Genomic DNA, 25,773 nt, shown 5'->3' with positions numbered 1-25,773 from the left:
CCTTCCGCCCGCCCGGCCGCGCCATGCTATCGCACGGCCGGGCACCGACTCACAGGGGGCGCGCCATCACCTCGAGGACGTGGTTGGTCGCCGCGACGTTGTCGAACCCCTCGAGCCGACCCATCTCCCATTCGCCGATGTTCAGCGAGGTCTGCACGATCAGCTCGCAGCGCTCGAAGCGCCGATGCAGGTACGCCTGGAACGCGGCATCCGTCGCACCCTGCCTGCTCACCTCTTCGGCCAGCACGACGGCGTCTTCGATGGCCTGTGCCGCACCCTGGCCAAGATGCGGGGTGATGGCGTGCACAGCATCCCCGAGCAGGACCACCCGTCCACGGTGCCACGGTCCAGGCAGGATGAGTGACTCCTCGGGGCGAAGCACGATCTCGCTCGACCCGTCGATCCATTCGTCGCGCGCACGAGCGGTGAGCCCGGCGAACGGGCGCAGGTGCTCCCGCAGCTCGGCGACGAGATCTCGCCGGTCCTCATGCGGCGGGCGCTCCATCTGAGCGTTGTAGAAGAAGTAGGCCAGGTCTTTGCCGATCGGCACGAACCCGGCCATGCCTTCGGGGCCCGCCTGCAGGATGATGCGATCGATCTCCGGGTCCAGCGGCACGTTCACGCGGTAGGCGGACTGGCCGATGTAGCGCGGCTGCAGCTGCGATCCGAAGACCTCCCGGCGCACCTGCGAGCGCACACCGTCCGCACCCACGACCAGGTCGACGCGCGCGACCTGGCCATCGGTGAGCGTGACCGTCACAGCATCATCGTCTTGCTCCAACGTGGTGAACGAAGTTCCGTACCGGATGTCGACCCCGGCATCGTGGGCGCGCTCAGTGAGAATCTCGTGCAGCTTCGGCCGGGTCACACCGTTCAGCGGCGGCAGACCCGAGCCCTCGATCACGGCCCCCGGCATCGCGTGCAGGAAGACGCCGTCGACGTCGTACATCTTGCCCCATCCCTCGGCGGGGTAGCCGGCCTCGATGCACGCGTCGGCACATCCGATCGCCGCCAGCGCCCGCAGGGCGTTGACCGGCTGGATGATTCCGACGCCGTACACCGAGGAATGGACGTCAGCGTGTCGCTCGACGACCGTGACCTCGCAACCCGCGTCGCTGAGCGCTATCGCGGCCGAAAGCCCGCCGATCCCGCCGCCGACGATGAGAGCCGTGCTCGTGCTCATATCTCCACCTACTTCGTTGTCGTGGTCACATGTCGACACATAAATATGTCAACATATATATGAGCATATATTGATTGGCAACATCACGCCAGCAGTCACGCGCGATCCGCGACGAGGTGGTCGCGATTCCGCACCGGCAGCGCCGCGAGCGCGGAATCTCGACCACCGGGCGCACAAGCCACCCCGCACAGCAGCGGGGGCCGAGGGCAGCACTCGCCCTCGGCCCCCGCTCGCGCATTCGCTAGTTGACGCCCCACAGAGCGGTGAAGTCGTCGGTGTATGTCGCCGGACCGAACCACGCCCCCGTCTGCTCCGCGTCCGAGGTCAGCTCGACACCGTCGAGCGTGTCCGGCGTGAACAGACGTGTGGGCACCTCGTACTCCGGCACGTCCTGACCGGCGTGCAGACGCAGGATCGCGTCGACGTCGACCCATCCTTGGTAACCGGCGGCCTGCGCGGTGGCCGCCTGCAGAGTGGCGCCGCCCTTGAGCTCCTTCAGCGTGCTCAGCGCAGATGCGGCGGTGGTCATCGTCACCTTGGCGCTTGCCTGCTGCACACCCTGTGCCGTCGGCTGCAGGAACTCGGCGAACTCCGAGATGACGTAGTCGATGTCGGGGTTCTTCAGCAGCGCCGAACTCGTCGACGAGGGAATCTGATCGAAGCTGGCCGACGAGACCTTGTTGACGGTGACGGTGCAGTCGGGGCAGTCCTTCGTGAACTCGTCGACAGCGGCCTCGACGTACGCGATCTGAGATGCGCCGTCGGTGGCCTCGTTGATGAGCACATTCGCCTTGCCGCCCGAATCGAACATGATCCACTTGGCCAGCGCGATCATCTGCGGGGAACCGGCGGTGCCGACATTTGAGAACGTCTCGGTGGCCGGATGCCGCTCATCGGTCATCTGGTTCGAGATCACCACCGGCACACCCGCCTTCTGCGCGCCCTCGATCGCGTTGGCCGCCATGTCGTACGCAAGACCGTCGAGCACGATGCCGACGGCCTTCGCATGCGTGGCCTGGGTGATGCATGCCGAGATGTCGGTGGGCGTGCCCTTTCCGTCACACGCCTGCACCTTCAGCCCCGCGGCCTTGGCGGCCACGGTGATCTCTGCCTGCGTGATGGCGAACTGCGGCGCGCGCGAGGTGATCGGCACGTAGTAGATGGTGCCCCCGGCCAGATCGGCGACGCCGTCGACCTTGTCGGTGGGTACCGGGAAGGCATCCAGTGGCTGCTCGAGCGTGGTGATCTCCTGCGCGAGCGCAGAGTCCGCGCTCGTCTCACCCGAGGGAGCCGACGCGGAACCGCCGTCGTCGGAATCGGAGCTGCACGCGGCGAGGGTCGCGGTCAGAGCCGCCCCCACCGCGAGTGCTGTCAGCACCCGAGTGCGCCGTGCGGCGCGATGCGTGATGGTCATGTGATCTCTCTTTCTTGACTGCATCGGCAAGGAATGTGGGGACGTGCGAGCGAGCCTCACTCGTTCCGCTGTGCGCGCCACTGCGCAAGGTAGGCCCGGCCGTAGTCGTTGCCGTTGGGCAGCCGCAGCGTGGTGTGCACGTGGAAGCGAGCCGGCAGCCTGTTGCTCAGCCAGACGCCGGCATGGTGGTCCATCTCGGCGATGATCACCGGGCTCTGTATGCGCAGATAGAACGGCTGTGACCCGTCGGTTGCGCCGTACCAGCTGACCCAGGTGTCGCCGAGGTGCGCGCCCACCAGCTGCATCGTCAGTGCGCGCTGGTGGTCGGGCAGCAGCAGCAGGAAGTCGTCGACGATCTCACGCAGCAACCGCCGCTGAGCATCGTCGAACTCCCGCACGCAGATGCCCTCGTACGGCACGACGCGGTTGTCGCGGAAGGCGCCGGCCACGTGGCGCTCGTCGGCGGGGTGCACCCGCCCCTCGGGCATCGCGGGGTCGAGCACCGATCGGTACACGACGGCCTTCGCCCGCTGCGCATCGGTGAACGACTCGCCGAGCCGGATCGCCTGGGCTTCACGGTCGGCGAACAGCGGAGGGTGCGCGCCGTCGGAGAGCGCGGGTTCGGCGCCGAGGAACACCGGGGCTATCACCTGCCGCCCGCCGACCACGATGCAGTTCACGGCGACGTGGTGCCCGAACAGCTGCCAGCCCCACGGCTCGGTGGTCGACGGCGTGCCGAACAGCGAGAACCAGTAGCTGCGCTCGTTCATGAGCGGCGTGAGATCGGTCAGCTCGCCGAGGTAGCCGTTCAGCGACATCGCCTCGCGCACGCGCTCGTAGCCGGCGGGGCTGAGGGATGCCGCGACCAGGCTCAGCGCCGCGTCTGCGGCATCCCTCGACAACTCCTCCAGACGCACGCCCACCCGATGGATGACGAACTCGGGGTTGCTCCACGCCCGCCACTCGGGGGCGTCGATCGCATGGTTCACCGCGGCCCGCTGCGGCGCGTCGAGCGTCGCGAGGAAGTGGTAGGCCGCGGTGACCATCCGCTCGTCGTTCGGCTCGGTGCGCTTGGGTAGCGGATACAGCCCCGGCACGAGGGTTCCATCGGTGGTGATGCCCACGAACGGCTCGTCGTACAGCGCTTGCCACGAGGCGAGCAGGTCCTGCACGAACGAAGGCCTCTTCTTCTCGTCGGCGAACGCTTCGTAGTCAAGCCCACGGAACTTCGCTATCGCGGGGTCGTCGTGGTCGTAGATGAACTCGCGGTAGCTGTCTGAAGTGAGCAGGATGTCGTCGGAGCGTACATTGATGCGCGCGGTCGAGAACGATCCGTCGATGTCGTGGTCGGTGAGTTCCGTCATCCGCGTGTCTTTCAGATGGGCAGGTTGAAAAGACGCTTCGCGTTGCCCGAGAGCACCGCCTCGCGGTCGGCGTCACTGATCTCGACCTCGTTGGTGAGGAAGTCCACGCCCTGGCTCATCCAGCCGTAGAACACCGGGAACGACGAGCCGAACATGAAGTGATCGGCGCCGTTGATCTTCAGCGCCGCCTCGACCTGGGTCTTGCCCCACGAGTGCGGGTGGGTCATGTCGTAGAAGATGTTGTTCTCGAGGTAGCTCTTGATCTTCTCGCCGCTGGTGGAATCGAGGCGCTGCAGCGACTCCTTCTTCGGAGACGCGTGCGGCGTCAGCAACTCGGTGCTGGCGAACCAGTTTCCGCCCATCATGGTGTGGATCATGCGCAGGTTCGGCATCCGGTCGAACATGCCGCTGAACAGCTCGCGGCCCACGGCGATGCCCTGGTCGATGACGCGCCCGTACTCACGGCGCAGATTCTTGTAGTCGACGACCGACTGCCATTCCACCGGCAGCGGAGTGTGGTGCGCGATGACCGGGATGTTCAGCTTCTCGATCTCGCGGAAGTAGGGCTCGAACACCGGGTCGTCGAGATAGAGCTGGCCGTAGTGGCAGGCCAGCTGCACTCCCACGGCACCGAGGTCGATGCAGCGCTTGAGCTCGTCGATGTTCTCCTTGCCGCCCCACGGCGGCACCGCGGCGGTGAAGAAAAGTCGGCCGCCCGAGCGCTTGCAGTACTCGGCCGCGTTGTCGTTGACGGCCTTGCAGGTCTCCAGATCGAGCCACTCCTGCCACACCGGCACGCGCATGATGCCGTAGTCGACTCCCGCGTCGTCCATGACGGCGAGCTTGGCCTCGACCGAGTAGTCGCCCTCGACGTAGTCGAGGTTGTCGTGCCCGGCGGGCTTTTCCAGCACCAGGTGATGTTTGCCGTTGTCCATCTTCTCGACGCGCACGATCTCGCCGAAGCCGCGCGGCGCGGAGTTGAGGAAGCCGTTGAGCATCTTCTGGTTGGTGAAGAGGTCTTCCGGCAGGTGGTGGATGCAGATATCGACGACGGTCATAGTGATTGTTCCTTCTTTTCTTCTTCGTTCATCGAGGGGTCAGTGGACCGCGCGCGCAGGCGGCTGCGTCCCTGTTGGGTGTAGATGGCCCGCACGATGTTCTCGGGCGTCAGATCCTCGGTCAGCTCGCGACTGACCCTGCCGTCTTCGAAGACGACGACGCGGTCGCACAGCAGCGACAGCTCGTTCTCGTCGCCGCCGGCGACGATGACGGCGCGTCCGGATGCCGCAGCCGCCCGGACCGCAGCGACGATGGTCTGCCGCGCCCCGACGTCAACAGCTTGGGTCGGCTCGTGCAGCAGCAGCAGCTCAGGGTCCATCGCCAGCCATTTGGCCAGCAGCACCTTCTGCTGATTGCCGCCGCTGAGCGTACCCACGATCGCGCTGGGATCGGGCGGGCGCACGTCGAGCCGATCTATCCAGTCGGCCACCTGGGCGCGTTCCTCACTCCGGGCGAACGGCTTGAGCGCAGCGCGGGCGCGACTTGTCTGCGGGAACACCGTGTTCTCTTGCACCGACATGCCCATCGCCAGGCCAGCATGCTCGCGCCCCTCGGGCACCAGCACGACACCGGCCGCGATGGCATCGCCCGGGGTCAGGCTGTGCAGACCCAACTCGCCTCCAGACAAAGTCAGAGAGCCGGCGGCCGGCGGAGTGACGCCGCTGAGCAGATAGGGCACGTCGTCATAGCCCGACCCGGCGATACCGGTCAGCCCGAGCACCTCACCCGGGCGCACCTGAAGCGACGCGTCGGCGACCTCGCCGCCATGCAGGCCCGCGACCGTGATCGGCCGGGCTGCGGCATCCATTGTCGAGGCATGTCCACGCACCTCGTGTGTGAGCGTGGTGCCGAGCATCAACTCGGCCAGCGCGGCCTCATCGAGGCCCTCGACCGAGCGGCCCATCTCGACGATCCGGCCGTCGCGCAGCACGGTGACGCGATCGGCGGCGTCGATGATCTCCTCGAGACGGTGCGTGATCAGCAGCACCGACGTTCCCGTCTGCACGATGTCGTCGAGAATGCGGAAGAAGTGCTCCAACGACGGCCGGCCCAGTGCGCGCGTCGACTCGTCGAAGATGATCAGACCTCGACCGGGCGTGGCATCCTGCAGTGCGCGGGCGATGGCGACGGTAGCGCGCTGCTCTTCGCGCAGCGTGCCCACGCGGGCATCGAGGGGGATGTCGCGGCCCAGCCGTTCGAACACGGCCCGGGCTTGGGCGCGCTCATGCTTCCAGTCGATCCGGCGCAGCACCCGACTGGCACGGTGGCGCCCGATCCGAAGATTCTCGAGGACGGTGTCGTCGTCGAACAGCCCCAGGCTCTGGTGCACGACCGCGACGCCGCGCTCACGCGCCTCGCGCGGCTGCACGGGCAGCTTCAGCTCAGTTCCGTCCACGCTCACCCGCGTGCCCGGATCGGGGTGATACAGCCCGGTCAGCACCTTCGCGAGCGTCGACTTGCCCGACCCGTTCTGCCCGACCAGGCCGTGGATCTCACCGGGTCGCACCTCGATGGCGACATCGCGCAGCACTCTGTTGTTCGCGAACGTCATCCAGAGGTTGTGCACGTCCAGGCGGGGGGTGTCCGCTCCCCGCCTGTCTGCGCTCGTGCTTTCGGTCACGCCACGCCCCACAGCTTCTTGAACTCGTCGGTGAAGGTGGTGGGGCCGAACCACTCGCCCGACTCCTGCGCCGCCTCGGTCAGCTGCACGTCGCCCATGGTGTCCTTCGTGAACAGCCGGATCGGGATCGTGTACTCGGGAACACTCTGACCGGCGATCAGCCGCAGGGTCGCGTCGACGTACATCCACCCGACGAAGGCCGAGGCCTGCGCGGTGGCTGCACCGACCGAGCCCGACGCGACGGCCTTGATGTCGTTCAGCGACGCAGAACCGGCGGCGAGAGTGATCCGGCCGCTGGCACCGGCGTTCTGCACGCCCGACTGCGTCGCCTGCAGGAACTGGGCGAACTCGACGATGAGGTAATCGGTGTCGGAGTTCTTCAGCAGCGCGGAACTGGTCGAGCTGGGAACCTGCGAGAAGTTGGCCGACGACACCTCGTTGGTGGCGACGGTGCAACCGCTGCACTCATCGGCGAAGACCTTCTTGCCGTCCGCGGCGTACTGGATCTGCGACTGACCGTCGGTGGTCACGTTCATCAGCACGTTGGCCTTGCCGTCGGAGTCGGCGATCACCCAGCGCGCCAGAGCCTCCTGCTGCGCCGAACCGCTGACGGCCGTGTAGGTGAACGTCGGGGTCGACGGGTGGCGGTCATCGGCGAGCTGGTTGCCGATCACGACCGGGATGCCCGCCTTCTGTGCGGCGGCGATCGAGTTGGCGGCGATGTCGTACGGCACCGCATCGAGGATGATGCCGGCGGCCTTCGCGTTGGTCGCGTGGTCGATGCACGCGCTGACCTCGGTCGGGGTGCCCTTGCCGTCGCACACCTGCACCGACATTCCGACGGCGGCTGCCGCCGCCTCGACGCCGGCCTGGTCGACGGCGAACTCGGGCGACTGCTGCGTGATCGGAATGTAGTAGAGGGTGCCGCCCTTGTCGGCGTCGACGCCCTCGATCGGTTCGGTGGGAACCGGGTAGGCATCCAACGGCTTCTGCAGGTCGGCCAGGGCCGCCAGCGCCGGGCTCTCAGCCGACGTGCTCGGGGTGCTCGCCGCCTTGTCGTCGGTGGCGCTGCACGCGGCAAGGCTCAGTGCGACGGCGGCCACGGCCGCGCCGGCGGTCAGGGCACGCATGAGGTGCACGCGGGTGGTGGATATCATCGGTCACTCCTTCGTGGTGATGGGAAACACGCTGCCCTCAACGCGATTTCTTGTTGAGGATCGTGGACAGGGTGACGGCGATGACCAGCACGCCGCCGTAGAAGACGCTCGAGACCCACGAGGTCGCGCCCAGCAGCTGCAGGCCGAGAACGCCGGTGGCAAGGAAGTAGATGGCAATGAGCGTGCCGATCGGGTTGAACCGGCCGGGGAACAGCACAGCAGTGCCGAGGAAGGTCGCCGCGAACATCGGCAGCAGGTAGGCCTGCGAGCTTGCCGGGTCGAACCCGCCCGTTCCCGCTGCGGCGATCACGCCGCCGACGCCGGCGATCACACCCGCGAAGACGAACGCGCCGATGCGCACCCGCGTGACGCGCACACCCGCGAGCCGGCTGACCTCTCGGTTCTCGCCGACGAAGCGCATGTTGCGGCCGAGCGGCGTGAACGCCAACACGTACGCGAAGCCGAGCATGAGGATCAGCCCCAGGTAGAAACTCAGCGGCAGGCCGAGAATCTCGAACAGCGCTATCTGCGAGAACGACGAGGGCAGCCCGCTGATCGGCATCAGATTGCTCAGCCACAACCCGATCCCGAGCAGGAACGTGCCCATACCGAGGGTGACCACGATGGTGTTCACCCCGACCTTGACGATCAAGAGGCCGTTGATGATGCCCACGACGGTGGTCGCGACGACGGCTATCACCGCCGCTGCCCACACGTTGACGCCGTGATTGACGTTGAGCACCGTGACCAGTGTCGCCGCGAGTCCGAAGTTGGAAGCCACCGACATGTCGACGAACTCACCGACGATGATCGTGCACAGCAGTGATGCGGTGAGAAAGACGAGCGACTGCTGACTGCCGAAGATCGTACGGAACGCACCCGAGGTGAGGAAAGTGTCGGGCACGAGCACGGCGTAGAGGATCACGAAAAGGATCCAGACGCCGATCACCGAGAAACGGGCCGACGTCCAGCCCAGCGCATGGCGAACGCGTTCACCGGCCGTCCTGTGCTCCTGCAGAACGAGACCGGTATAGGTGTCGGGCGCGGGCGTCCCGGTTTCCGGAGTACGGGTATTGGTCATCGAGCTCTTCCCCCAACGTCGGGTACGGGCACCGCATCAGTGCGGTCATCGAAGATCGTGTGCGAAATCCTATGCAACTTCGTGAGTCCAAGGTAACCCCTCTCAGCCATCATTCGCAAAGCTGAAGGTAAACTCCCAGATCAATGGCATAAACCCTGCACCGTATAGTGGACCTTCCCACGATCCACCCCGGAGTGCAGGGAAGCTATCGCGCTTGAAATCGTGTGCGATCTGCCTTACGCTCGCACCACACTTCCTCCGGGTCGGTGACGCAGCCGTCATCGGGCCGAAGGGTGGCACCGACCGCAGCGGGTCGCCGCCGACGAACCGCGAGGACCACAGATGAACGACCTGATGAGCACCGAGCGCAGAGCCGCCCGGGCACGCCCGAGCGTCTACTGACATCCCCGACCAGAACAGAACAGGAACACCATGCTCGACATCGCCATCATCGGAGCCGGCCCCGCGGGCCTGGCCGCAGCCCTGCGCCTGCATCAGAAGGGCTTCCGCCCCCGCATCTATGAGACGGTCACCGAGCTCAAGCCCCTCGGTGTCGGCCTGGACATCAAGACCTATGCCGCCGAGGAGTTCGATCAGCTCGGTCTGCTCGACCAGTTCCGGGCGATCTCGGTGGAGGCGCGCGAGTCGATCTTCTACAACAAGTACGGCCAGGAGATCTACGCCGAACTCTGCGGCACCGCCGCAGGATACGAATACGAACAGCGCTTCGTGCACCGCGGCATCCTGCAGATGCTGCTGTACCGCACCGTGCTCGAACGGCTCGGCGCCGACGCCGTTGTCCAGGGCGCCCGACTGCTGCGCTACGAACAAGACGACAACGCGGTCACCCTGCACCTGCAGCACGCCGACGGTCGCACCGAACAGGCCACCGCCGACATCCTCATCGCCGCCGACGGCATCAAGTCGGTCGTGCGCCGGCAGATGCACCCCGAGAGTGCCGATCCGGTCTATTCGGGCATCACGATGTGGCGCGGCACCACCCTGATGGAGCCCTTCCGCGACGGCCACACGATTCTGCACATCGGCGCGCCCGACATCTCGAGCATGATCGTCTACCCGATCGCCGACGACTTCGAAGGATCGGGCAAGACGCTCGTGAACTGGGTCGTCGAGGCCACCCGCGACGAGTCGATCGAAGACTGGAACCAGCTCGGGTCGATCGACGAGGTCATGCACTATTACGATCAGTGCGCCATCCCGTTCCTGGATGTGCAGCAGATGCTGCGCAACGCCCGCGAGGTGTACCTGTTCCCGCTCATCCGGCACGACCCGCTGACCAGCTGGACCGACGGCCGGGTCGTGCTCATCGGCGACGCCGCGCACGCGATGTATCCGCGCGGTGGAAACGGCGCCTGCCAGTCCATCGTCGACGGGGCCGCACTGGCGGCCAAGCTCGCGAGCATCGACGACCCGCTTCAGGCTCTGACGGCGTTCGAGTCGGAGCGGCTGCAGATGGTCAACGCCATCGTCATGTCGCACCGCGGCGAGGGCTACGAGGTGATCCGTCGCATGGTCGAAGAGCGCACCGGCGGCCAGCGCTTCGACGACATCGAGAAGGTGCTGCCGCTCGAAGAGGCCAACGCCATCTTCAGCACGTACCACGCGATGGTCGGACAGAAGCGCATCGGATTCGCGCAGGACGAGCCCACCGGGTTCCGCACCGACGACGCGCTGACCGGGTCGGCGCGGTGAGCGGCATCCATCCGGCTGACCAGGCGACGCGCGCTGAGCTTCTCGAGGTCGAAGCACGCCGCCGCCAGGCACTCATCGACGGCGACATCGCCGCCCTCGACGACCTCTTCGACGACTCACTCGTGCACATCCACGCCCCGGGCCTGGTGCACGACAAAGCCCACCTGCTCGAGCATGTCGCCGCCCGCCGCGCCTACCTGGACATGTGGCGCGGCGAGCTGAACATGCGGGTCGCCGGGGATATCGCCGTCGTCACCGGCGAGCTGACAAACCGCATGCGCGCCCCCGGTGGCGGCGAGCGCACCCTGAGCGGACCGGTCACCCAGGTGCTGCATCGCGGGGCCGACGGCGCGTGGCGATATGTGAGCTTTCAGATGACTCCGCACGGCGACGAGGTGTGGGGCAAGCTGCCCAGTGAGCAGGATGCCGCGAACGAGGAGGATTCCCGATGAAGCTCGCACGTTTCAGCACCGCCGCGTCCGATGACGTGCGCATCGCGCGCGTCGACGGCGACGACGTCATCGACCTCTCCGAGGTGCCGGGAGTCGGTACCTCGTTGCGCGCCCTTCTGCCGCGGCTGCCCGAGCTGCGCGAAGCGCTGGCCGCGGCATCCGGCCCCCGTCACGCCCTGGCCGACGTGCACCTGCACGCGCCCATCGATGACCCGCAGAAATACCTCGGCATCGGTATGAACTACAAGGAACACGCCGAAGAGGCACGGCAGGCCGGCATCCCCACGCCGACCAGCCAGATGTGGTTCAACAAGCAGGTGTCGTGCATCGTCGGACCCTTCGACGACATCGTCAAACCCGACATCTCGGACCAGCTCGACTATGAGATCGAACTGGCGGTGGTGATCGGTCAGCGCTGCCGGCACGTTGCAGTCGAGGACGCCCGATCGGTGATCGCCGGTTATCTCGTGGCCAACGATGTGTCGGTGCGCGACTGGCTGCACAAGCGCTCGCCCACCTTCACGCTGGGCAAGTCGTTCGACACGCACGGACCGATCGGGCCCTGGCTGACCACCGACGACGAGATCGACGACCCGCTGAACCTGCACATGCAGCTGACGGTCAACGGCGACGTGCGTCAGGACTTCGCCACCTCGGACATGATCTACGACATCTACGAGCAGATCGCGTATCTCACCCAGGTGTTCACGCTCATGCCCGGCGACATCCTGGCCACCGGCACGCCGGCGGGGATCGGGGCGCCCACGGGACGGTTCCTCGTTCCCGGCGACCTCGTGCGCGGTCAGATCGAAGGCTTGGGGGCCATCGAGAACCGAGTGGTCGCAGAGGGCGCGCCCGCGCAAGGATAGCCGTATGCCGCGACGACAGAGCATCCACATCGGCGGGTTCTCACACGAGAACCCGATCCCGGCGGGCAGCCGCATCGGGCCGTTCCTGTTCAGCGGGGCGCTCACCGGGCGCGACCCGCAGACGCGGGAGATGCCCACCTCACTGGCCGAGCAGTGCGCGAACGCCTTTCATCACGTGCGCGCACTGCTGAGAGCCGCCGGCGGTTCGGTCGACGACATCGTGAAGATGACGTTCTGGCTCGTCGACTACCGCGACCGCGAGGCGCTCAACGCCCAGTGGCTGGCGATGTTCCCGGATGCCGCGTCCCGCCCCGCACGCCACACGATGGCTGCACAGCTCGACCGGGGGGCGCTCATTCAGTGCGACCTCGTCGCGGTGCTTCCCGATTCGCCTCTGTGACGGGCGCCGGGTGATCAGAAGTCAGTTCTTTCTGCCCCCGGGCGGCCGAAAACCACGCCGTGGGCGCCCCGACGGCTCGGTGTGGCTGAGTTTTGAACGCGGCTGCGCCGCGAACCGGCCGCAGCGGGAGCCGACGCGTGCCCGGTGACGACACGATCTCGGTCGTCGCCGGCACCCGTGCGCGCACGATCCGCACCCTGGTGATCCTGGCGCTGCTGACCGCCGCAGCCCCGTTGTCGGTGGACATCTACACGCCGTCGCTGCCACGCATCCAGGCGGATCTGGGCGGCGGCGCATGGCTGGCCGAAGGCAGCGTCACGACGTGCTTGCTGGGCATCGCCGTGGGGCAGTTGCTGTGGGGCCCGCTCAGCGACCGCTTCGGCCGGCGACCGGTCGTGCTCATCGGTGCGATCGGCTGGACGCTCGCCTCTGCCGCCAGTGCCTTCGCACCGACGGCCGCCGTGCTGCTGGCCGTGCGCGTCGCGGTCGGACTCTGCGGCGCGGCGGGGATCGTGGTGGCCCGCAGCATCGTGCGCGACATCTCGTCGGACGACCACCTCACCGGATCACGGATCGGGATGCTGTCGGTGGTCACCGGCATCGCGCCGGTGATAGCCCCCACGATCGGGGCGGGCATCGCGCAGCTGTTCGGCTGGCGCGCCGATTTTCTGGCCCTCGCTCTGCTCGGTGCACTGACAGCCACGGCTTTCGCCCTGTGGGTTCCCGAGACGATGGGCGTCGCGGTGCGTACGGATGCTGCGCCGCCGGGTGCTGTGCCCGCGGATGCTGCGCCGCCGGGCACCGGGCGCATGAGCACGGTACGCACCAGCGCCGCACGCGCGCTGGCAAGCGCGCTGCGCAACCGCCAACTGCTCGGCGCAGCGCTGGCGATCGGCCTCTTCTCGCTCGGCTTCTATGCCTACATCGCCACGGCGGCGTTCATCGTCGAGCGCGAGTATGGGCACTCCCCCGCCGTCTTCGCAGGGGTGTTCGCCACGAACGCCGCCGCCATGCTCGTGGCCACGCTGGTCTTTCGCGCGGTCGTGCGCCGCAGGCACGCCGCACTGCCGCTGGGTATCGGGCTGGCCATCAGTGGTCTGAGTGGCGCCGGTCTTCTGGTCGGCGCCGGGCTGAATGCCCCCGAGGGGCTGATCTGGACGTTGTCGGCGCTCTTCGCCGCGGGCGCGGGGTTCGTTCTGCCGGCCGCGCACAGCTGGGGTCAAGCCACCGCGGTCGCCAGCGGCGCGGCATCCGCCCTCACCGGTGCCTTCCAGTTCTTCGGCGGTGCGCTCGGATCACCGGTCACCGGCGTGATCGGCACGACCGCCGCGCACCTGGGCGGGCTGATAGCGCTGGCGTGCGTGCTCGCCGCCGGTGCCTGGCTGTTCGGACTGAGCGCGCGCCGTTGAGCGGGCCGTCGGCGGCATCTGCCCCACGAGCCGACACCAATTTTCCAAGACCACATCAATCCAACGCCAAATTGATGTGGTCTCGTAAATTCCATATGGAATTTACCCCCCACCCCGGCAGGCGGACGCGGCGGCGGGTCAGGCAGAGGCGCGCACCACGAGGTCGGCGGTCAAGATCGTGCCGTGCGGGGGGTTCTTGCCGGCCAGAATGTCCAGCAGCAACCCGGCCATCGTCTGCCCCTGCTCGAACGATGGCTGGCGCATCGTCGTCAGCTGGGGCGAGACCGAGATCGCCACCGGCGAGTCGTCGAAGCCCACGATGGCGACGTCGTCGGGCACACGCAGCCCGGCTTCGGCGAGCACGGTCATCGCGCCGCGTGCCATCAGGTCGCTGGCGACGAAGATGGCGTCGGGCCGCTCGCCCGCGGCAAGGATCCGGCGCATGGCGTCGGCGCCGCCGTCCGACGAGAACGCGCCGTCTTCGCTGGCGCCCTCGGGCAGGCCCGCCGCCTGCAGCGCCCGGCGATACCCCTCCAGGCGATCGACGGCCGCAGCCATCGTCGTCGGGCCGGTGATGGTGGCGATGCGGCGGTGCCCTCGCGAGATCAGATAGCTGGTGGCATCGCGCCCGGCGGCGATGTTGTCGACGTCGACGTAGTGATCGCCCTCACGCTCGCGCACCGGACGGCCGCCGTAGACCACCGGCATGGTCGCCGCGATGCGGTCGACGAACGTGTCGCTGGTGTGGTGCGACACGATGATGGCCCCGTCGACGTTGCCGCCCCGCATGTAACTGGTCATCTTGTGACCCGGATCATCGCTGGCGATGAAGAGGTTCAGCACGTAGTCACTGCGCACCAGACGCTCGTTGATGCCCGAGACGATCGAGGCGAAGAACGGGTCGCCGAAGAACCGCGTGGTGTCTTCGGGAACGACCAGCCCGATCGCGAGCGTCTGCCTGCTCGCGAGGGATCGGGCCGCCCGGTTGGGCACGTACTTCAGGTCGGCGATGGCGCGCTGCACGGCCTCGAGCGCCGACGGGCTCACAGCCGTCGAGCCGTTGACCACGCGCGACACCGTCGAGCGCGAGACACCGGCAGCGGCGGCGACCTCTTCGATCGTCACCGCCTGTCGCATCGCCTCGTTCATGGCATGGGTCACATGCGGGATGCTACCGGGCCACCGCGGGTTCGGTCGCACCGAGGGTGCGCCCCGCGATGATGCGTGCGTATTCGAGGGCGCTGTCTTTCGGGGTGCGCTCCTGGGTGTCGTAGTCGACGCGCACGATACCGAACCGCTTGTCGTACCCCCAGGCCCACTCGAAGTTGTCCATCAGCGACCAGTAGAAGTATCCGCCCACGTCGACGCCGGCATCCACGGCGTCCAGCACCGCGCCCAGATGCGCCTGCACGTAGGCGACGCGCTCCTGGTCGTGCACGCCGTCAGCGGCCACGACGTCGTCGAACGCCGCGCCGTTCTCGGTGACGACAAGCCTGACGCCCTTCGCCCGCGTGTACTCGTCTGACAACCGACGCAGCAGGCGGGTCAGCCCCTCGGGCTGCACCTCCCAGTTCTGGCTGGTGCGCGGCAGGCCGCGCTCGACGGCATGGATGCCGGCATGCGACGGATACGGGCTGCGTCCGGGCCGCGTCGTGGCCGGCCCGCCCGACACCGGCGGATGCTCGGGCGCCGTGCCCGAGACGAGGTCGCCGTGATAGTAGTTCACGCCCTGGGTGTCGATCGGCTGCGCAATGGTGGCCAGGTCGCCGTCGAGGATCGCTGCTTCGAAGGATGCCACGGCCGCGGCATCCACGGCCCGGATGTCTTCGACGATGTCGGCCGGGTAGCTCGCGCGGTGGATGGGGTCGAGGAACCACCGGTTGAACTGCCCGTCGACGCGGCGCGCGGCATCGACGTCGCCGGGGTTGCCCGGATCGGCCGGGTCGGCCACGGTGTGGTTCAGCGTGATGCCCAGATCGAGCGAGGCATCCCGCGCACGCAACGCCTGCACTGTGGAGCCGTGGGCCAGCAGCAGGTGGTGCGAGGCGAGCAGCCCCTCCTCGATGCTGGTGTGGCCGGGGGCGTGCTCGCCGCCGGTGTAGCTGAGGAACGAGGCGCACCACGGCTCGTTCAGCGTCGTCCACACGTTCACCCGGTCGCCCAGCGCATCGTGCACGTCGAGAGCGTATTCAGTGAACCGCTCGGCCGTCTCGCGCACCGTCCAGCCGCCACGCTCCTGCAGCGCCTGGGGTAGGTCCCAGTGGTAGAGCGTCAGCCAGGGCAGGATGTCGGCGGCCCGCAGCTCGTCGACCAGGCGCTTGTAGAAGTCGATGCCCTTCGCGTTGCGTGCGCCGCCGTCGGGCCGCACGCGCGCCCACGACACCGAGAACCGATACGTCTGCAGGCCGAGGCGCTTCATCAGGGCGACGTCGTCGCGGTACCGGTGGTAGTGATCGCACGCGACATCGCCGTTGTCACCGCCGAACACGGCGCCGGGCTCGCGGCAGAAGGCATCCCAGATCGAGTCCCGGCGGCCGTCCTCGTGCGTGGCGCCCTCGATCTGGAAGGCGGCCGTCGCGGCGCCGAACAGAAAGTCCGGCGGAAAGGGGCGGTTGCTCGTGGTCATGCGGACGGAGTCCTCTCTGGGGATGGTCAGACGGGGAGTCGTCACCACTCAGCCTTTCACAGCGCCGGCCATGATGCCGCTGACCAGCTGCTTTCCGGCCACGATCAGGACGACGATCAGCGGCAGGGTCGCCAGGATCGCACCGGCGAGCACGATGGAGTAGTCCACATAGCGCGCACTCTGCAACTGGCTGAGGGCGACCTGCAGGGTCGGGTTCTGCGGCACGACGAGCAGGGGCCACAGAAAGTCGGTCCATGCGGTCATGAAGGTGAAGAGGCCCAGGATCCCCATGGCGGGGCGTGCCGCGGGCACACCCACATGCCAGAACGTGCGGATCATGCTGGCGCCGTCGATGCGAGCGGCCTCGATGAGCTCATCGGGAATCACATCGACCAGGTACTGCCGCATGAAGAACACGCCGAAAGCCGTCACCAAGGTGGGGATGATGACAGCCCCCAGCGTGCCGGTCCAGCCGAACTGCTTCATCACCATGAACATCGGGATGATGCCCAGCTGTGTGGGCACGGCCAGCGTCGCGATGACGAAGACCATCAGGCCCTCCCGACCCCGGAACCGCAGCTTCGCGAACGCGTACCCGGCCAGCGTGGAGAACAAGATGACCGACGCCGTGATGACACCGGCCACGATGATCGAGTTGCCGAGGGCCTTCCAGAAATCGATGGTGTCGAACACTTCGCCGACGTTCGTCCAGAACTGCCCGCCCGGCAGCAGCGGCGGCCACGTCTGGGTCATGGCCGAGTTGTCGCGCGACCCGACGATGAACGACCAGTACAACGGGTAGGCGCCCGCGATGAAGAAGACAGCGACGAGGGTATAGCTGAACCACCCCGGGCGGCGTTCGATGCCGAAACCGCCGCGACGGTGCCGGCTGGCGCGCGCGGGCGCGGCGGTGAGAGTCTGGGCGGTCATTCGATGCCCCTTTCGGTGCCGGCGGCCACGGCGGGCGAAGCATCCACCGCTGCGGCTTCTGCAGCACGCACCCGGGCGAGCTTGCGCTGTTTGCGACGCGATATCGCCTTGGCCTCAGCGCCGGAGATGCTGCGGGTGATGAGGAAGTTGACGAGGCCGATGAGCACGATGATCAGGAAGAGGATCCAGGCGACGGCGGCGGCCTTGCCGAAGTTCTGACGGTTGAAGGCGAGGTCCCACAGATACAGCACCGTCGTCTGATATTGCCGCTGTGGACCACCGGGGATGGCACTGGCGGCGTTGAAGAGCTTCGGTTCGGTGAAGATCTGCAGCCCGCCGATCGTGGCGGTGATCACGACGAAGATGAACGTCGGCTTGATGCTGGGGATGGTGACCGAGAAGAACCTGCGTACCGCGCCCGCGCCGTCGATGGCTGCGGACTCGTGAAGATCACGCGGCACCGCCTGCATGGCAGCCAGCAGGATGAGTGCGTTGTACCCGGTCCAGCGCCAGTTGACCATGGTCGCGATGGCGAGGTGGCTGGGCAGCGTGTCGGTCTTCCACATCACCCCCGGCAGGTGGAAAGCGTCGAGCAGATTGTTGATGAGGCCGTACTTCTCACTGAACATGTTGCTGAAGATGAGGGTGACCGCGACCGGGGTGACCACATAGGGCAGGATCACCGAGATGCGCCAGAACGTCTTCGCGCGCAGGTTCTGGTCGAGCACGGCGGCGATGACCGTGGCCGCGATCAACTGCGGGATCGCCGAGAGGAAGAAGATGCTGAAGGTGTTGAACACCGAGTTCCAGAACAGCGGGTCGGTCAGCTCGGTGGTGAAGTTCTTCAACCCCACCCAGTCACCGGGGCCGGTGAGCAGGTTCCAGTCGTTCAGCGAGACGACGAATGTGTACAGCAGGGGGAACAGGCCGACGACGCCGAACAGCAGAAAGAACGGGGCGACGTAGAAGTACGGCGAGTAGCGCACGTCCCAGCGATTGAGGCGCTGACGGAAGGTGATCCGCGAGGTGGATGCCGCATCTCGGGGCGGGGCCTGCGGGCGGCGTGGCGGCGAGGAAATCGTGGAAGTCATGAGTGTGCCTGACGAGAGGGTGCCGGCGGCCCCTCGGGGCGAGAGGCCGCCGGCGGTGTGCGGGGGTCCGCTAGTTGTTGACGACCAGCTGGTCGAGCAGCTTCATGGCGTTGTCCCACGCCTGCTGCCCGTCGGCGTCGCCAGAGTCGAGCTGCTGGATGCTCGGACCGAACACCTGCTCCTGGATGACCGAGTCATCCGGGCCCTTGAACTGCGCCTTCACGCCGTCGGCGCGTCGGGCCAGGATCTTGCCGATCGGGGCGTCATTGAAGAACTTCGTCAGTTCGCTCTCACCGGTCACGCCGGGGTCGGTCTGTGCCTCGATGACGCTCGGGAATGCACCGGCAGCCTGGAAGGCGGTCACCAGTGACGGAGCGCTGGTGAGGTACTCGGCCAGCGCTGCGGCCTCCTTCGGGTGCTTCGAGGTGGTCGGCACGGTCAGGAACGAACCGCCCCAGTTGGCCGGGCCACCCGGGAAGACGTCGGCGAAGTCCCACCCGGTGCTGGCGTCACCGCCGGCAGCCTCGGTCGGTCCCTTGACGTTTGCGAGCATCCACGCGGGGCACACGAAGGTCGCGAACGATCCATCGATAAAGGCCTTGCCCCCACCCCAGTCCCACTGCGTCTGGTTGCTCGACAGGCCGTCGGCTGCACCCTGCGCGAGCAGTGCCCAGCGCGCCTTCAGGTCGGCGTTGTCCTTGACGTTCAGCGTGCCGTCTGCCTTGTAGTAGCCCTCGGGCAGCTGGTTGACCATCGAGTTCCAGACGAAGCCGGACTGGTCATACCAGGCCTTGCCGGTCTTCTCGTGATACTGCTTGCCGATCTTGAAGTAGTCCTCCCAGGTCGCGTCGTCGCCGCCGAACAGCTTGGCGACCTCGTCGCGGTCAGTGGGCAGGTCGGCTGCGGCGAACAGCTTTCTGTTGTAACACAGACCCTCGGGGCCGATGTCGGTGCCGTAGCCGATGATGCGGCCGTCCTTGTCGGTGGCCTGGTCGACCTTCCAAGAGACCCAGCGGTCCTTGATGTCGTCGGCGCCGTAGTCGCGCAGGTCGGTGAACGAGTCGCTGACCTGCATGACCTTGCTCAGCCAGCCCTCTTCGACAGCCTGCACATCGGGCAGACCCGAACCGGCGGCCTGCTTGGTCTGCCAGTCGGTCAGCGCGTTGCCGCCGGTGTCGATGTTGGTGGGCTTGATCGTGATGTTCGGGTGGTCTGCCTCGTACTTCTTATAGAGCGAGTCCAGGCCCATCGAACCGAACGTGGTCACGGTGAGCGTGATCTTCTCGTTTGAGTCGCCGGAGGCGCCCTTGTCGTCGCTGCCGGAACAGCCGGCGAGCGCGATGGCGACGGTGGATGCGGCGGCCGTCACGATGAGGGCGCGTCGCAGTGCACGTGATTTCACGGTGTCACTCCTTTGTGGTGTGCGGGTTATCGGGTCATGCGAGCGGGCGGGCGGGAGCGCGATCTGAAAACAGCCGTCCTTTTGGGAGCGCTCCCACTCACGTGCGACCTACTGTATGGGAACGCTCCCATGAGCGTCAAGGGAGCGCTCCCACGACTTTTGTCACAGTTTGGTCACGACGATTCGGGGCCGACGGCCGCCTGGGATTGCTTCGCGAGCGGCGGGTGCGCGGCACCGTAGACTGGACAGGCACCCTTTTTCCGCGACATCCGGAGCCCTCATGCCCACCATCGTCGTCGACGTCATGCCCAAGGCCGAACTGCTCGATCCGCAGGGGAAGGCCGTCGCAGGCGCCCTCGCCCGCATCGGTGACAGCGCGTTCAGCGCCGTGCGCATCGGCAAGCGGTTCGAGCTCACCGTCGACGGCGAGGTCGACGAAGCCGTGCTGGCCGAAGCGCGCAAGATCGCCGACGAGGTGCTCTCGAACGCCGTGATCGAAGACGTCGTCGGCATCGAGGTCGTGGAATGACGGTGCGCGTCGGGGTCATCACGTTTCCCGGTTCGCTCGACGACGGCGACGCCCAGCGCGCCATCCGCATCGCCGGCGCCGAACCGATCGCGCTCTGGCACGGCTCACACGACCTCGCCGGTGTCGACGCCCTCGTGTTGCCGGGCGGCTTCAGCTACGGCGATTACCTGCGTTCGGGAGCGATCGCGGCGCTCTCGCCGATCATGGCAGAAGTGAAGGATGCCGCAGCGAGCGGAATGCCGGTGCTGGGCATCTGCAACGGCTTCCAGATGCTCGTCGAGGCGCACCTGCTGCCCGGCGGACTCATCCGCAATGCGAACCAGCAGTTCGTGCGCCGTGACCAGAAGCTGCGCGTCGAGAACACCGACACCGCCTGGACGAACGCATTCGAGGCGGAGCAGGAGATCGTCATTCCGCTCAAGAACGGCGAGGGCGGCTACATCGCCGACGCCGAGACGCTCCGGCGGATCGAGGGCGAAGGACAGGTGGCCTTCCGCTACCTCGGGGTGAACCCCAACGGCTCGCTCAACGACATCGCCGGGGTGACCAACGAGCACGGAAACGTCGTCGGACTCATGCCGCACCCTGAGCACGCCGTCGAACCCGGCTTCGGCCCTGACACCGCTGCCGCGATGCGCTCGGGCATCGACGGCCTGGGTTTCTTCGTCTCGGCGATCGCCGCAGTGGCCGCTGTCGCCGCCTGAGCCGCGGCATCCCGAGCACCAGCGCGTCGCGAAAAGTGCTTGACTGTGCGCAGCGGAGGTGACCTGTGTCGCAGAAGATCTCACTCGTCGCGCAGGCGCGACACGAACTCAAGCTCGCCGCCGATGCGCCCAGCGGGCGCAGCGCCAAGACCGTGTACGGCGGCCATGAGCACGCCCTGCGGCAGACCGTCATCGGGCTGCTGGCCGGGCGCGATCTCGAAGAGCACAACAACCCCGGCGAAGCCACAGTGCACGTGATCAGCGGACACATCCGGCTGCGTGCGGGCGATGTCGTGTGGGAGGGACTGCCCGGCGATCTGCTGATGGTCCCGCCCGGGCGGCACGCGGTGGAGGCCGTCGACGATTCGGCGTTCCTGCTGACAGTGGTCAAGCAGCTGTGAGCCGGCGGTAGCGTGAGGGGCATGGCAGGTCTCGTCGTCTCCGTTCCCACCGCACAGCTCGCCGCCGATCTTCAGCCGCTGCCCGCCGATGTCGAGGTCATCGATTGGGCGATGGATGCCGCATCCCCCGTGAGCGCATCGACATCGTCGTTCCGCCGTACATGAACGCGGGAGCGGTCTACCCCCGGCTGGCGGGCGTGCGCACTCGGCTCGTGCAGAGTCAGTCGATCGGGTACGACGGGATCGCCGAGGTGCTGCCGCCCGGGCACACCTTCGCGAACGCCGCGAGCGTGCACGAGACCTCGACTGCCGAGCTGGCGCTCGCCTTGACGCTGGCCGCGCAGCGCCATCTGCCCGATTTCGTGCGGGCGCAGGATCGGGCCGAGTGGTCTCCGGTGTTCGCGGCGAGTCTGGCCGACCGGCGTGTGCTGCTTCTCGGCTACGGCGGAGTGGGCAAGGCGGTCGCCGTGCGGCTGAAGCCGTTCGAGGTCGATCTCACGGTGGTCGCGCACCGTGCGCGCGACGAAGACGGTGTGCGTGTGCACGGCGTCGATGAGCTGGCCGCGCTGCTGCCGACGGCCGAGATCGTCGTGCTGAGTCTTCCCGGTGGGGATGCCACCCGGCACATCATCGACGACGCGGCGCTGTCGCTGCTGCCCGACGGGGCGCTGCTGGTCAATGTCGGGCGCGGGCCGCTCATCGACACCGACGCGCTGGTCGAGCATGCTCGGCGCGGCCGGGTGCGTGCGGCGCTGGATGTCACCGACCCCGAGCCGCTGCCGGCCGATCACCCGCTCTGGTCGCTGCCCGGTGTGCTGATAGCGCCGCACGTGGGTGGGGCGTCCACCGCCATGCGCCCGCGCATCGCGCGGCTGATCCGCACGCAGATCGATCGGATGCGCGCCGGCGAGCCGCCGCTGAACGTGGTGCTCCCGGCATCCTGACCCGCCCCACCCCCGGGAAATTCCATATGGATTTTCCCAGGCCACATCAATTTTGCGGCAGTTTGATGTGGGGCGGGAAATTCCATATGGAATTGCCGCTAGGCGCCGAAGACGGTGTGCACGTCGCCGACCACGGCCCGGCCGCCGAGCGCGTCGAGCTCCATGAGCACCGAGGTTCCCACAACGGTGCCGCCCAGCTCGGCCACGAGGGCGTGCGCGGCCTGCAGCGTGCCACCGGTGGCCAGCACATCGTCGACCAGCAGCAGACGCATACCCGGCCGGATGTCGTCGTGCGCCTCGATCGTGGCCGTGCCGTATTCAAGGGCGTAGTCGACGGATGCCGCGGGCCGGGGCAGCTTGCCGGCTTTGCGGATCGGCACCAGCCCGACACCGGCGGCTATCGCCACGGCACCGGCCAACAAGAACCCCCGCGCCTCGATGCCCGCGACGACGTCGAACGTGCCCGCGAACGGCTCGATCATGGCGTCGATGGTCGCCCGCAACGCATCGGCGTCGGCCAGAAGCGGCGTGATGTCGCGGAAGAGCACCCCGGGCTCGGGATAGTCGGGGATGCTGCGGATCAGGCCCTCGGCCCGGATGAGTCTGTCGTCTGGCACCCGACAACCCTACGCTGAGGCCCTGAGCGGCCGCCGAGGTGTTCCCGGCGTCTCCCCACATCCATGTAAGCGCTTGCACTAGCATGGGGGCCATGACTTCGACCGCGCCCGACGCCGTGTACTCCCTGCCCTCCGCCCGCGGAGCGGAGTGGTGGCGCTCCGCCGTCATCTACCAGATCTATCCCCGCTCGTTCGCCGACAGCAACGGCGACGGCATCGGCGATCTGCCCGGGATCACCGCGCATCTGGCCGAGCTTTCCGCCCTCGGCGTCGATGCGGTGTGGCTCAGCCCCTTCATGACGAGCCCGCAGAAGGATGCCGGATACGACGTCGCCGATTACTGCGACGTCGACCCGCTCTTCGGCACGCTGGCCGACTTCGATGCGATGCTCGGCGAGGCACATGCCCACGGCATCCGGCTCATCGTCGACCTCGTGCCCAACCACTCCTCCGACCAGCACGTCTGGTTCCAGCAGGCGCTGGCGGCCTCCCCCGGCAGCCCCGAGCGCGCCCGCTACCTGTTCCGGGAGGGAAAGGGCGAGCACGGCGAGTTGCCGCCGAACAACTGGCAGTCGGTGTTCGGCGGTCCGGCGTGGACCCGCGTCACCGAGCCCGACGGCACTCCCGGTCAGTGGTACCTGCACCTGTTCGACTCGTCGCAGCCCGACTTCGACTGGACCAACCCCGAGGTGCAGGCCGAGTTCCGCCGCATTCTGCGGTTCTGGCTCGACCGGGGCGTCGACGGCTTCCGCGTGGATGTCGCGCACGGGCTGATGAAGAAGAAGGGTCTGCCCGACTACACCCCCGCCGCCGACGCGGGTTCGATGGGCGGTGACGAGACCGATGTGCCGTACTGGGGCCAGCCCGAGGTGCACGACATATACCGCGACTGGCATAAGGTTCTCGCCGAGTACGACGGCGATCGTGCCCTGTGTGCCGAGGCATGGATGCCGACCGTCGCCGAAATAGCGAAGTGGGTGCGCCCCGACGAGATGAACCAGGCGTTCAACTTCGGGTACCTGATGACCGAATGGGATGCCGCGAAGCTGCGTGAGGTCATCGTCGAGTCGCTGCACGAATACCACGCCGTGGGCGCACCCAGCACGTGGGTGCTCTCGAACCACGACGTGATCCGCCATGCGTCGCGCCTGGCGCTGACCGCCGACAGTCCGCAGGGCGACGGGATCGGCCCGAACTCGCCCGGCAAGCCCGACCCGGTGCTCGGCCTGCGCCGCGCTCGCGCCGCCACGACGCTCATGCTCGCACTGCCCGGCTCGGCGTATCTCTACCAGGGCGAAGAGCTCGGTCTGCCTGAGGTCATCGACATCCCCGACGATGCGCGTCAAGACCCGACCTGGTTCCGCACGAACCACGAGCGCTACGGCCGAGACGGCTGCCGGGTGCCGCTGCCCTGGGTCGCCGACGCCCCGGCGTACGGCTTCAACGATTCCGGCAACTCATGGCTGCCCCAGCCGGCCGAGTGGAAGCAGCTGGCGCGCGACGTGGAAGCGGCGGATGCGGCATCCACACTGTCGCTCTACACGACGCTGCTCGCCCAACGCCGCGCGCGCAGCCTGGGCACCGGCACGCTGGAATGGATCGACGGCGCCGGCGCCGACACCGTCTCATTCCGCAACGGGAATGTCGTCGTGATCGCGAATCTCGGTGCCGACCCCGTGCCTGTGCCGGCCGGCCGCGTGATCGTCTCGAGCGGCCCGCTGCAGGGCGGACTGATCCCGGTCGACACCACCGTGTGGGTCGAGGCGGACTGACGACGAAGGGAAGGACGCGCCATGGTGAGCATCGACGAGGTCGCGCGGCTGGCCGGCGTGTCCACCGCGACGGTCTCGCGCGCACTCAGCGGGCGCGGACACGTCTCCGACACCTCGAAAGAGCGCGTGCGCGCTGCCGCCGCATCGCTGGGCTACGTGGTCTCGGCATCGGCGTCGAGCCTGGCCTCGGGGCGCAACCGCAACATCGGGCTGCTGGTGCCGTTCCTCGAACGCTGGTTCTTCAGCACCGTGCTTTCGGGCACGGCGACCGAGCTGATGCGTCAGGGTTTCGACACGACGCTGTACAGCCTCGCCGAAGACCGTGAGCTGCGTCGCAACGTGTTCGACACGCTGCTGCGACGCGGCCGCGTCGACGGGGTGATCGCCGTCTCACTGGAGCTCGACGACGACGAGACCGAGGGGCTGCTCGCCTTGGGCATTCCGGTGATCGCCATCGGGGGCCCGAACCCCCAGCTGAGCACGCTCACGGTCGACAACGTCGGCGTCGCGCATCTGGCGACACAGCACCTGCTGGCCCTGGGGCACCGCAAGATCGCACACATCGGCGCGAGCGGCGAGTTCGATCTCGACTTCCACATTCCCACCCAGCGCCGTCAGGGCTTCGAGCTTGCCCTGGCAGAGGCCGGCATCGACGTGAACTCGACGCTGTTCGAGCCCGCCGACTTCACGATCGAGGGCGGGTTCCGGGCGGCCAAGCAGCTGCTGGGCCGCCCCGGCGAGCAGCCGACCGCTATCTTCGCGGCATCGGATGAGATGGCGATCGGCGCGCTACTGGCGGCTCGCGAGATGGGCTACAGCGTGCCGACCGACCTGTCGATCGTCGGCGTCGACGGGCACGAGCTCGGCGAGTTCTTCCGGCTGACCACCGTCGACCAATTCCCCCTGCGCCAGGGCGCGCGCGCAGCGACCGCGATGCTCACGGCGCTGCGCGGCGGGTCGGCACCCGAGCCGACGCCGCTGCCGTTCGAGCTGATAGTGCGCGGCACGACGGCGCGTCCCGCGGCCGACTGACTC

General features: G+C 67.5%; 23 protein-coding genes and 1 pseudogene. 11 read left to right on the top strand and 13 right to left on the bottom strand.

Annotation, left to right across the window (positions count from 1 at the left end; all coding sequences use genetic code 11):
* Positions 1 to 49 precede the first annotated feature (49 nt).
* From ET475_RS07430 to ET475_RS07400, 7 genes are all read right to left on the bottom strand, one after another.
* A complete protein-coding gene (locus ET475_RS07430) occupies positions 50 to 1,183 on the bottom strand; it encodes an FAD-dependent monooxygenase (protein WP_129388019.1) in 1,134 nt (377 codons plus the stop codon).
* A gap of 241 nt (positions 1,184 to 1,424) precedes the next feature.
* Positions 1,425 to 2,597 (bottom strand): sugar ABC transporter substrate-binding protein, encoded by a 1,173-nt coding sequence (locus tag ET475_RS07425; RefSeq protein WP_165310807.1) that lies wholly within the window; start codon positions 2,595 to 2,597, stop codon positions 1,425 to 1,427.
* A 56-nt stretch (positions 2,598 to 2,653) separates the two neighbouring features.
* On the bottom strand, positions 2,654 to 3,961 hold the full coding sequence (locus tag ET475_RS07420) for a DUF3500 domain-containing protein (RefSeq protein ID WP_129388013.1): 1,308 nt from the start codon (positions 3,959 to 3,961) through the stop codon (positions 2,654 to 2,656).
* 11 nt (positions 3,962 to 3,972) lie between these two features.
* Positions 3,973 to 5,019 carry an amidohydrolase family protein gene (locus tag ET475_RS07415; protein ID WP_129388010.1) on the bottom strand — a complete coding sequence of 349 codons (1,047 nt, stop codon included), beginning with the start codon at positions 5,017 to 5,019 and terminating at the stop codon, positions 3,973 to 3,975.
* Positions 5,016 to 6,641 (bottom strand): sugar ABC transporter ATP-binding protein, encoded by a 1,626-nt coding sequence (locus ET475_RS07410; protein WP_207205435.1) that lies wholly within the window; start codon positions 6,639 to 6,641, stop codon positions 5,016 to 5,018. Before ET475_RS07410 ends, ET475_RS07415 begins: the two co-directional genes overlap by 4 nt.
* Positions 6,638 to 7,798 carry a sugar ABC transporter substrate-binding protein gene (locus ET475_RS07405; protein ID WP_129388004.1) on the bottom strand — a complete coding sequence of 387 codons (1,161 nt, stop codon included), beginning with the start codon at positions 7,796 to 7,798 and terminating at the stop codon, positions 6,638 to 6,640. Before ET475_RS07405 ends, ET475_RS07410 begins: the two co-directional genes overlap by 4 nt.
* A 37-nt stretch (positions 7,799 to 7,835) precedes the next feature.
* Complete coding sequence (locus ET475_RS07400) at positions 7,836 to 8,879, bottom strand: ABC transporter permease (RefSeq protein ID WP_129388001.1); 1,044 nt, start codon at positions 8,877 to 8,879, stop codon at positions 7,836 to 7,838.
* Positions 8,880 to 9,311: 432 nt separating this feature from the next.
* Between ET475_RS07400 and ET475_RS07395 the strand changes: the two genes are divergently transcribed.
* The 5 genes from ET475_RS07395 to ET475_RS07375 all read left to right on the top strand — a co-directional run bounded on the left by ET475_RS07395 (position 9,312) and on the right by ET475_RS07375 (position 13,722).
* A complete protein-coding gene (locus ET475_RS07395; RefSeq protein ID WP_129387998.1) occupies positions 9,312 to 10,592 on the top strand; it encodes an FAD-dependent monooxygenase in 1,281 nt (426 codons plus the stop codon).
* Positions 10,589 to 11,044 (top strand): YybH family protein, encoded by a 456-nt coding sequence (locus ET475_RS07390; protein WP_129387995.1) that lies wholly within the window; start codon positions 10,589 to 10,591, stop codon positions 11,042 to 11,044. The genes ET475_RS07395 and ET475_RS07390 overlap by 4 nt, the downstream gene beginning before the upstream one ends.
* Complete coding sequence (locus ET475_RS07385) at positions 11,041 to 11,913, top strand: fumarylacetoacetate hydrolase family protein (protein WP_129387992.1); 873 nt, start codon at positions 11,041 to 11,043, stop codon at positions 11,911 to 11,913. Before ET475_RS07390 ends, ET475_RS07385 begins: the two co-directional genes overlap by 4 nt.
* A gap of 4 nt (positions 11,914 to 11,917) precedes the next feature.
* Positions 11,918 to 12,313 (top strand): RidA family protein, encoded by a 396-nt coding sequence (locus ET475_RS07380; protein WP_129387989.1) that lies wholly within the window; start codon positions 11,918 to 11,920, stop codon positions 12,311 to 12,313.
* A 137-nt stretch (positions 12,314 to 12,450) separates the two neighbouring features.
* Entirely contained in the window at positions 12,451 to 13,722 is a 1,272-nt protein-coding gene (locus ET475_RS07375) for an MFS transporter (protein WP_165310805.1), read from the top strand.
* 138 nt (positions 13,723 to 13,860) lie between these two features.
* On the opposite strand, the gene ET475_RS07370 is transcribed toward ET475_RS07375, so the two are convergent.
* From ET475_RS07370 to ET475_RS07350, 5 genes are all read right to left on the bottom strand, one after another.
* Positions 13,861 to 14,859, bottom strand: coding sequence for a LacI family DNA-binding transcriptional regulator (locus ET475_RS07370; protein WP_129393768.1), 999 nt, complete (start codon positions 14,857 to 14,859; stop codon positions 13,861 to 13,863).
* A gap of 34 nt (positions 14,860 to 14,893) precedes the next feature.
* Positions 14,894 to 16,348 carry a GH1 family beta-glucosidase gene (locus ET475_RS07365; protein ID WP_129387983.1) on the bottom strand — a complete coding sequence of 485 codons (1,455 nt, stop codon included), beginning with the start codon at positions 16,346 to 16,348 and terminating at the stop codon, positions 14,894 to 14,896.
* A 48-nt stretch (positions 16,349 to 16,396) separates the two neighbouring features.
* A complete protein-coding gene (locus ET475_RS07360) occupies positions 16,397 to 17,278 on the bottom strand; it encodes a carbohydrate ABC transporter permease (protein WP_129387980.1) in 882 nt (293 codons plus the stop codon).
* Positions 17,275 to 18,369: a carbohydrate ABC transporter permease gene (locus tag ET475_RS07355; protein ID WP_129387976.1), complete on the bottom strand. Its 1,095-nt coding sequence runs from the start codon at positions 18,367 to 18,369 to the stop codon at positions 17,275 to 17,277. The genes ET475_RS07360 and ET475_RS07355 overlap by 4 nt, the downstream gene beginning before the upstream one ends.
* Positions 18,370 to 18,439: 70 nt before the next feature.
* Positions 18,440 to 19,771 carry an ABC transporter substrate-binding protein gene (locus tag ET475_RS07350; protein WP_129387973.1) on the bottom strand — a complete coding sequence of 444 codons (1,332 nt, stop codon included), beginning with the start codon at positions 19,769 to 19,771 and terminating at the stop codon, positions 18,440 to 18,442.
* Positions 19,772 to 20,051: 280 nt separating this feature from the next.
* Between ET475_RS07350 and purS the strand changes: the two genes are divergently transcribed.
* The 4 genes and pseudogenes from purS (at position 20,052) to ET475_RS07330 (ending at position 22,349) form a co-directional block, all read left to right on the top strand.
* Positions 20,052 to 20,300: a phosphoribosylformylglycinamidine synthase subunit PurS gene (purS, locus tag ET475_RS07345; RefSeq protein WP_129387969.1), complete on the top strand. Its 249-nt coding sequence runs from the start codon at positions 20,052 to 20,054 to the stop codon at positions 20,298 to 20,300.
* Positions 20,297 to 21,004 (top strand): phosphoribosylformylglycinamidine synthase subunit PurQ, encoded by a 708-nt coding sequence (purQ, locus tag ET475_RS07340; RefSeq protein WP_129387966.1) that lies wholly within the window; start codon positions 20,297 to 20,299, stop codon positions 21,002 to 21,004. The genes purS and purQ overlap by 4 nt, the downstream gene beginning before the upstream one ends.
* 65 nt (positions 21,005 to 21,069) lie before the next feature.
* Entirely contained in the window at positions 21,070 to 21,405 is a 336-nt protein-coding gene (locus ET475_RS07335) for a cupin domain-containing protein (RefSeq protein ID WP_129387963.1), read from the top strand.
* Between the two features lie 21 nt (positions 21,406 to 21,426).
* A pseudogene (locus ET475_RS07330) lies at positions 21,427 to 22,349 on the top strand (2-hydroxyacid dehydrogenase).
* A gap of 98 nt (positions 22,350 to 22,447) precedes the next feature.
* Here ET475_RS07330 and ET475_RS07325 read toward each other — a convergent pair.
* Positions 22,448 to 22,966, bottom strand: coding sequence for an adenine phosphoribosyltransferase (locus ET475_RS07325; protein ID WP_129387960.1), 519 nt, complete (start codon positions 22,964 to 22,966; stop codon positions 22,448 to 22,450).
* Positions 22,967 to 23,058: 92 nt separating this feature from the next.
* Between ET475_RS07325 and ET475_RS07320 the strand changes: the two genes are divergently transcribed.
* Together ET475_RS07320 and ET475_RS07315 are read left to right on the top strand one after the other, a co-directional pair.
* Positions 23,059 to 24,738 (top strand): glycoside hydrolase family 13 protein, encoded by a 1,680-nt coding sequence (locus ET475_RS07320; protein ID WP_129387958.1) that lies wholly within the window; start codon positions 23,059 to 23,061, stop codon positions 24,736 to 24,738.
* Between the two features lie 21 nt (positions 24,739 to 24,759).
* Positions 24,760 to 25,770, top strand: coding sequence for a LacI family DNA-binding transcriptional regulator (locus ET475_RS07315; protein ID WP_129387956.1), 1,011 nt, complete (start codon positions 24,760 to 24,762; stop codon positions 25,768 to 25,770).
* The last annotated feature ends 3 nt before the right edge of the window (positions 25,771 to 25,773 follow it).

The organism is Microbacterium protaetiae (genome assembly GCF_004135285.1).
GTDB classification, from domain to species: domain Bacteria; phylum Actinomycetota; class Actinomycetes; order Actinomycetales; family Microbacteriaceae; genus Microbacterium; species Microbacterium protaetiae.
The sequence above is the reverse complement of the archived record's forward strand: the minus strand, read 5'-3'. Positions and strand labels throughout refer to the sequence as shown.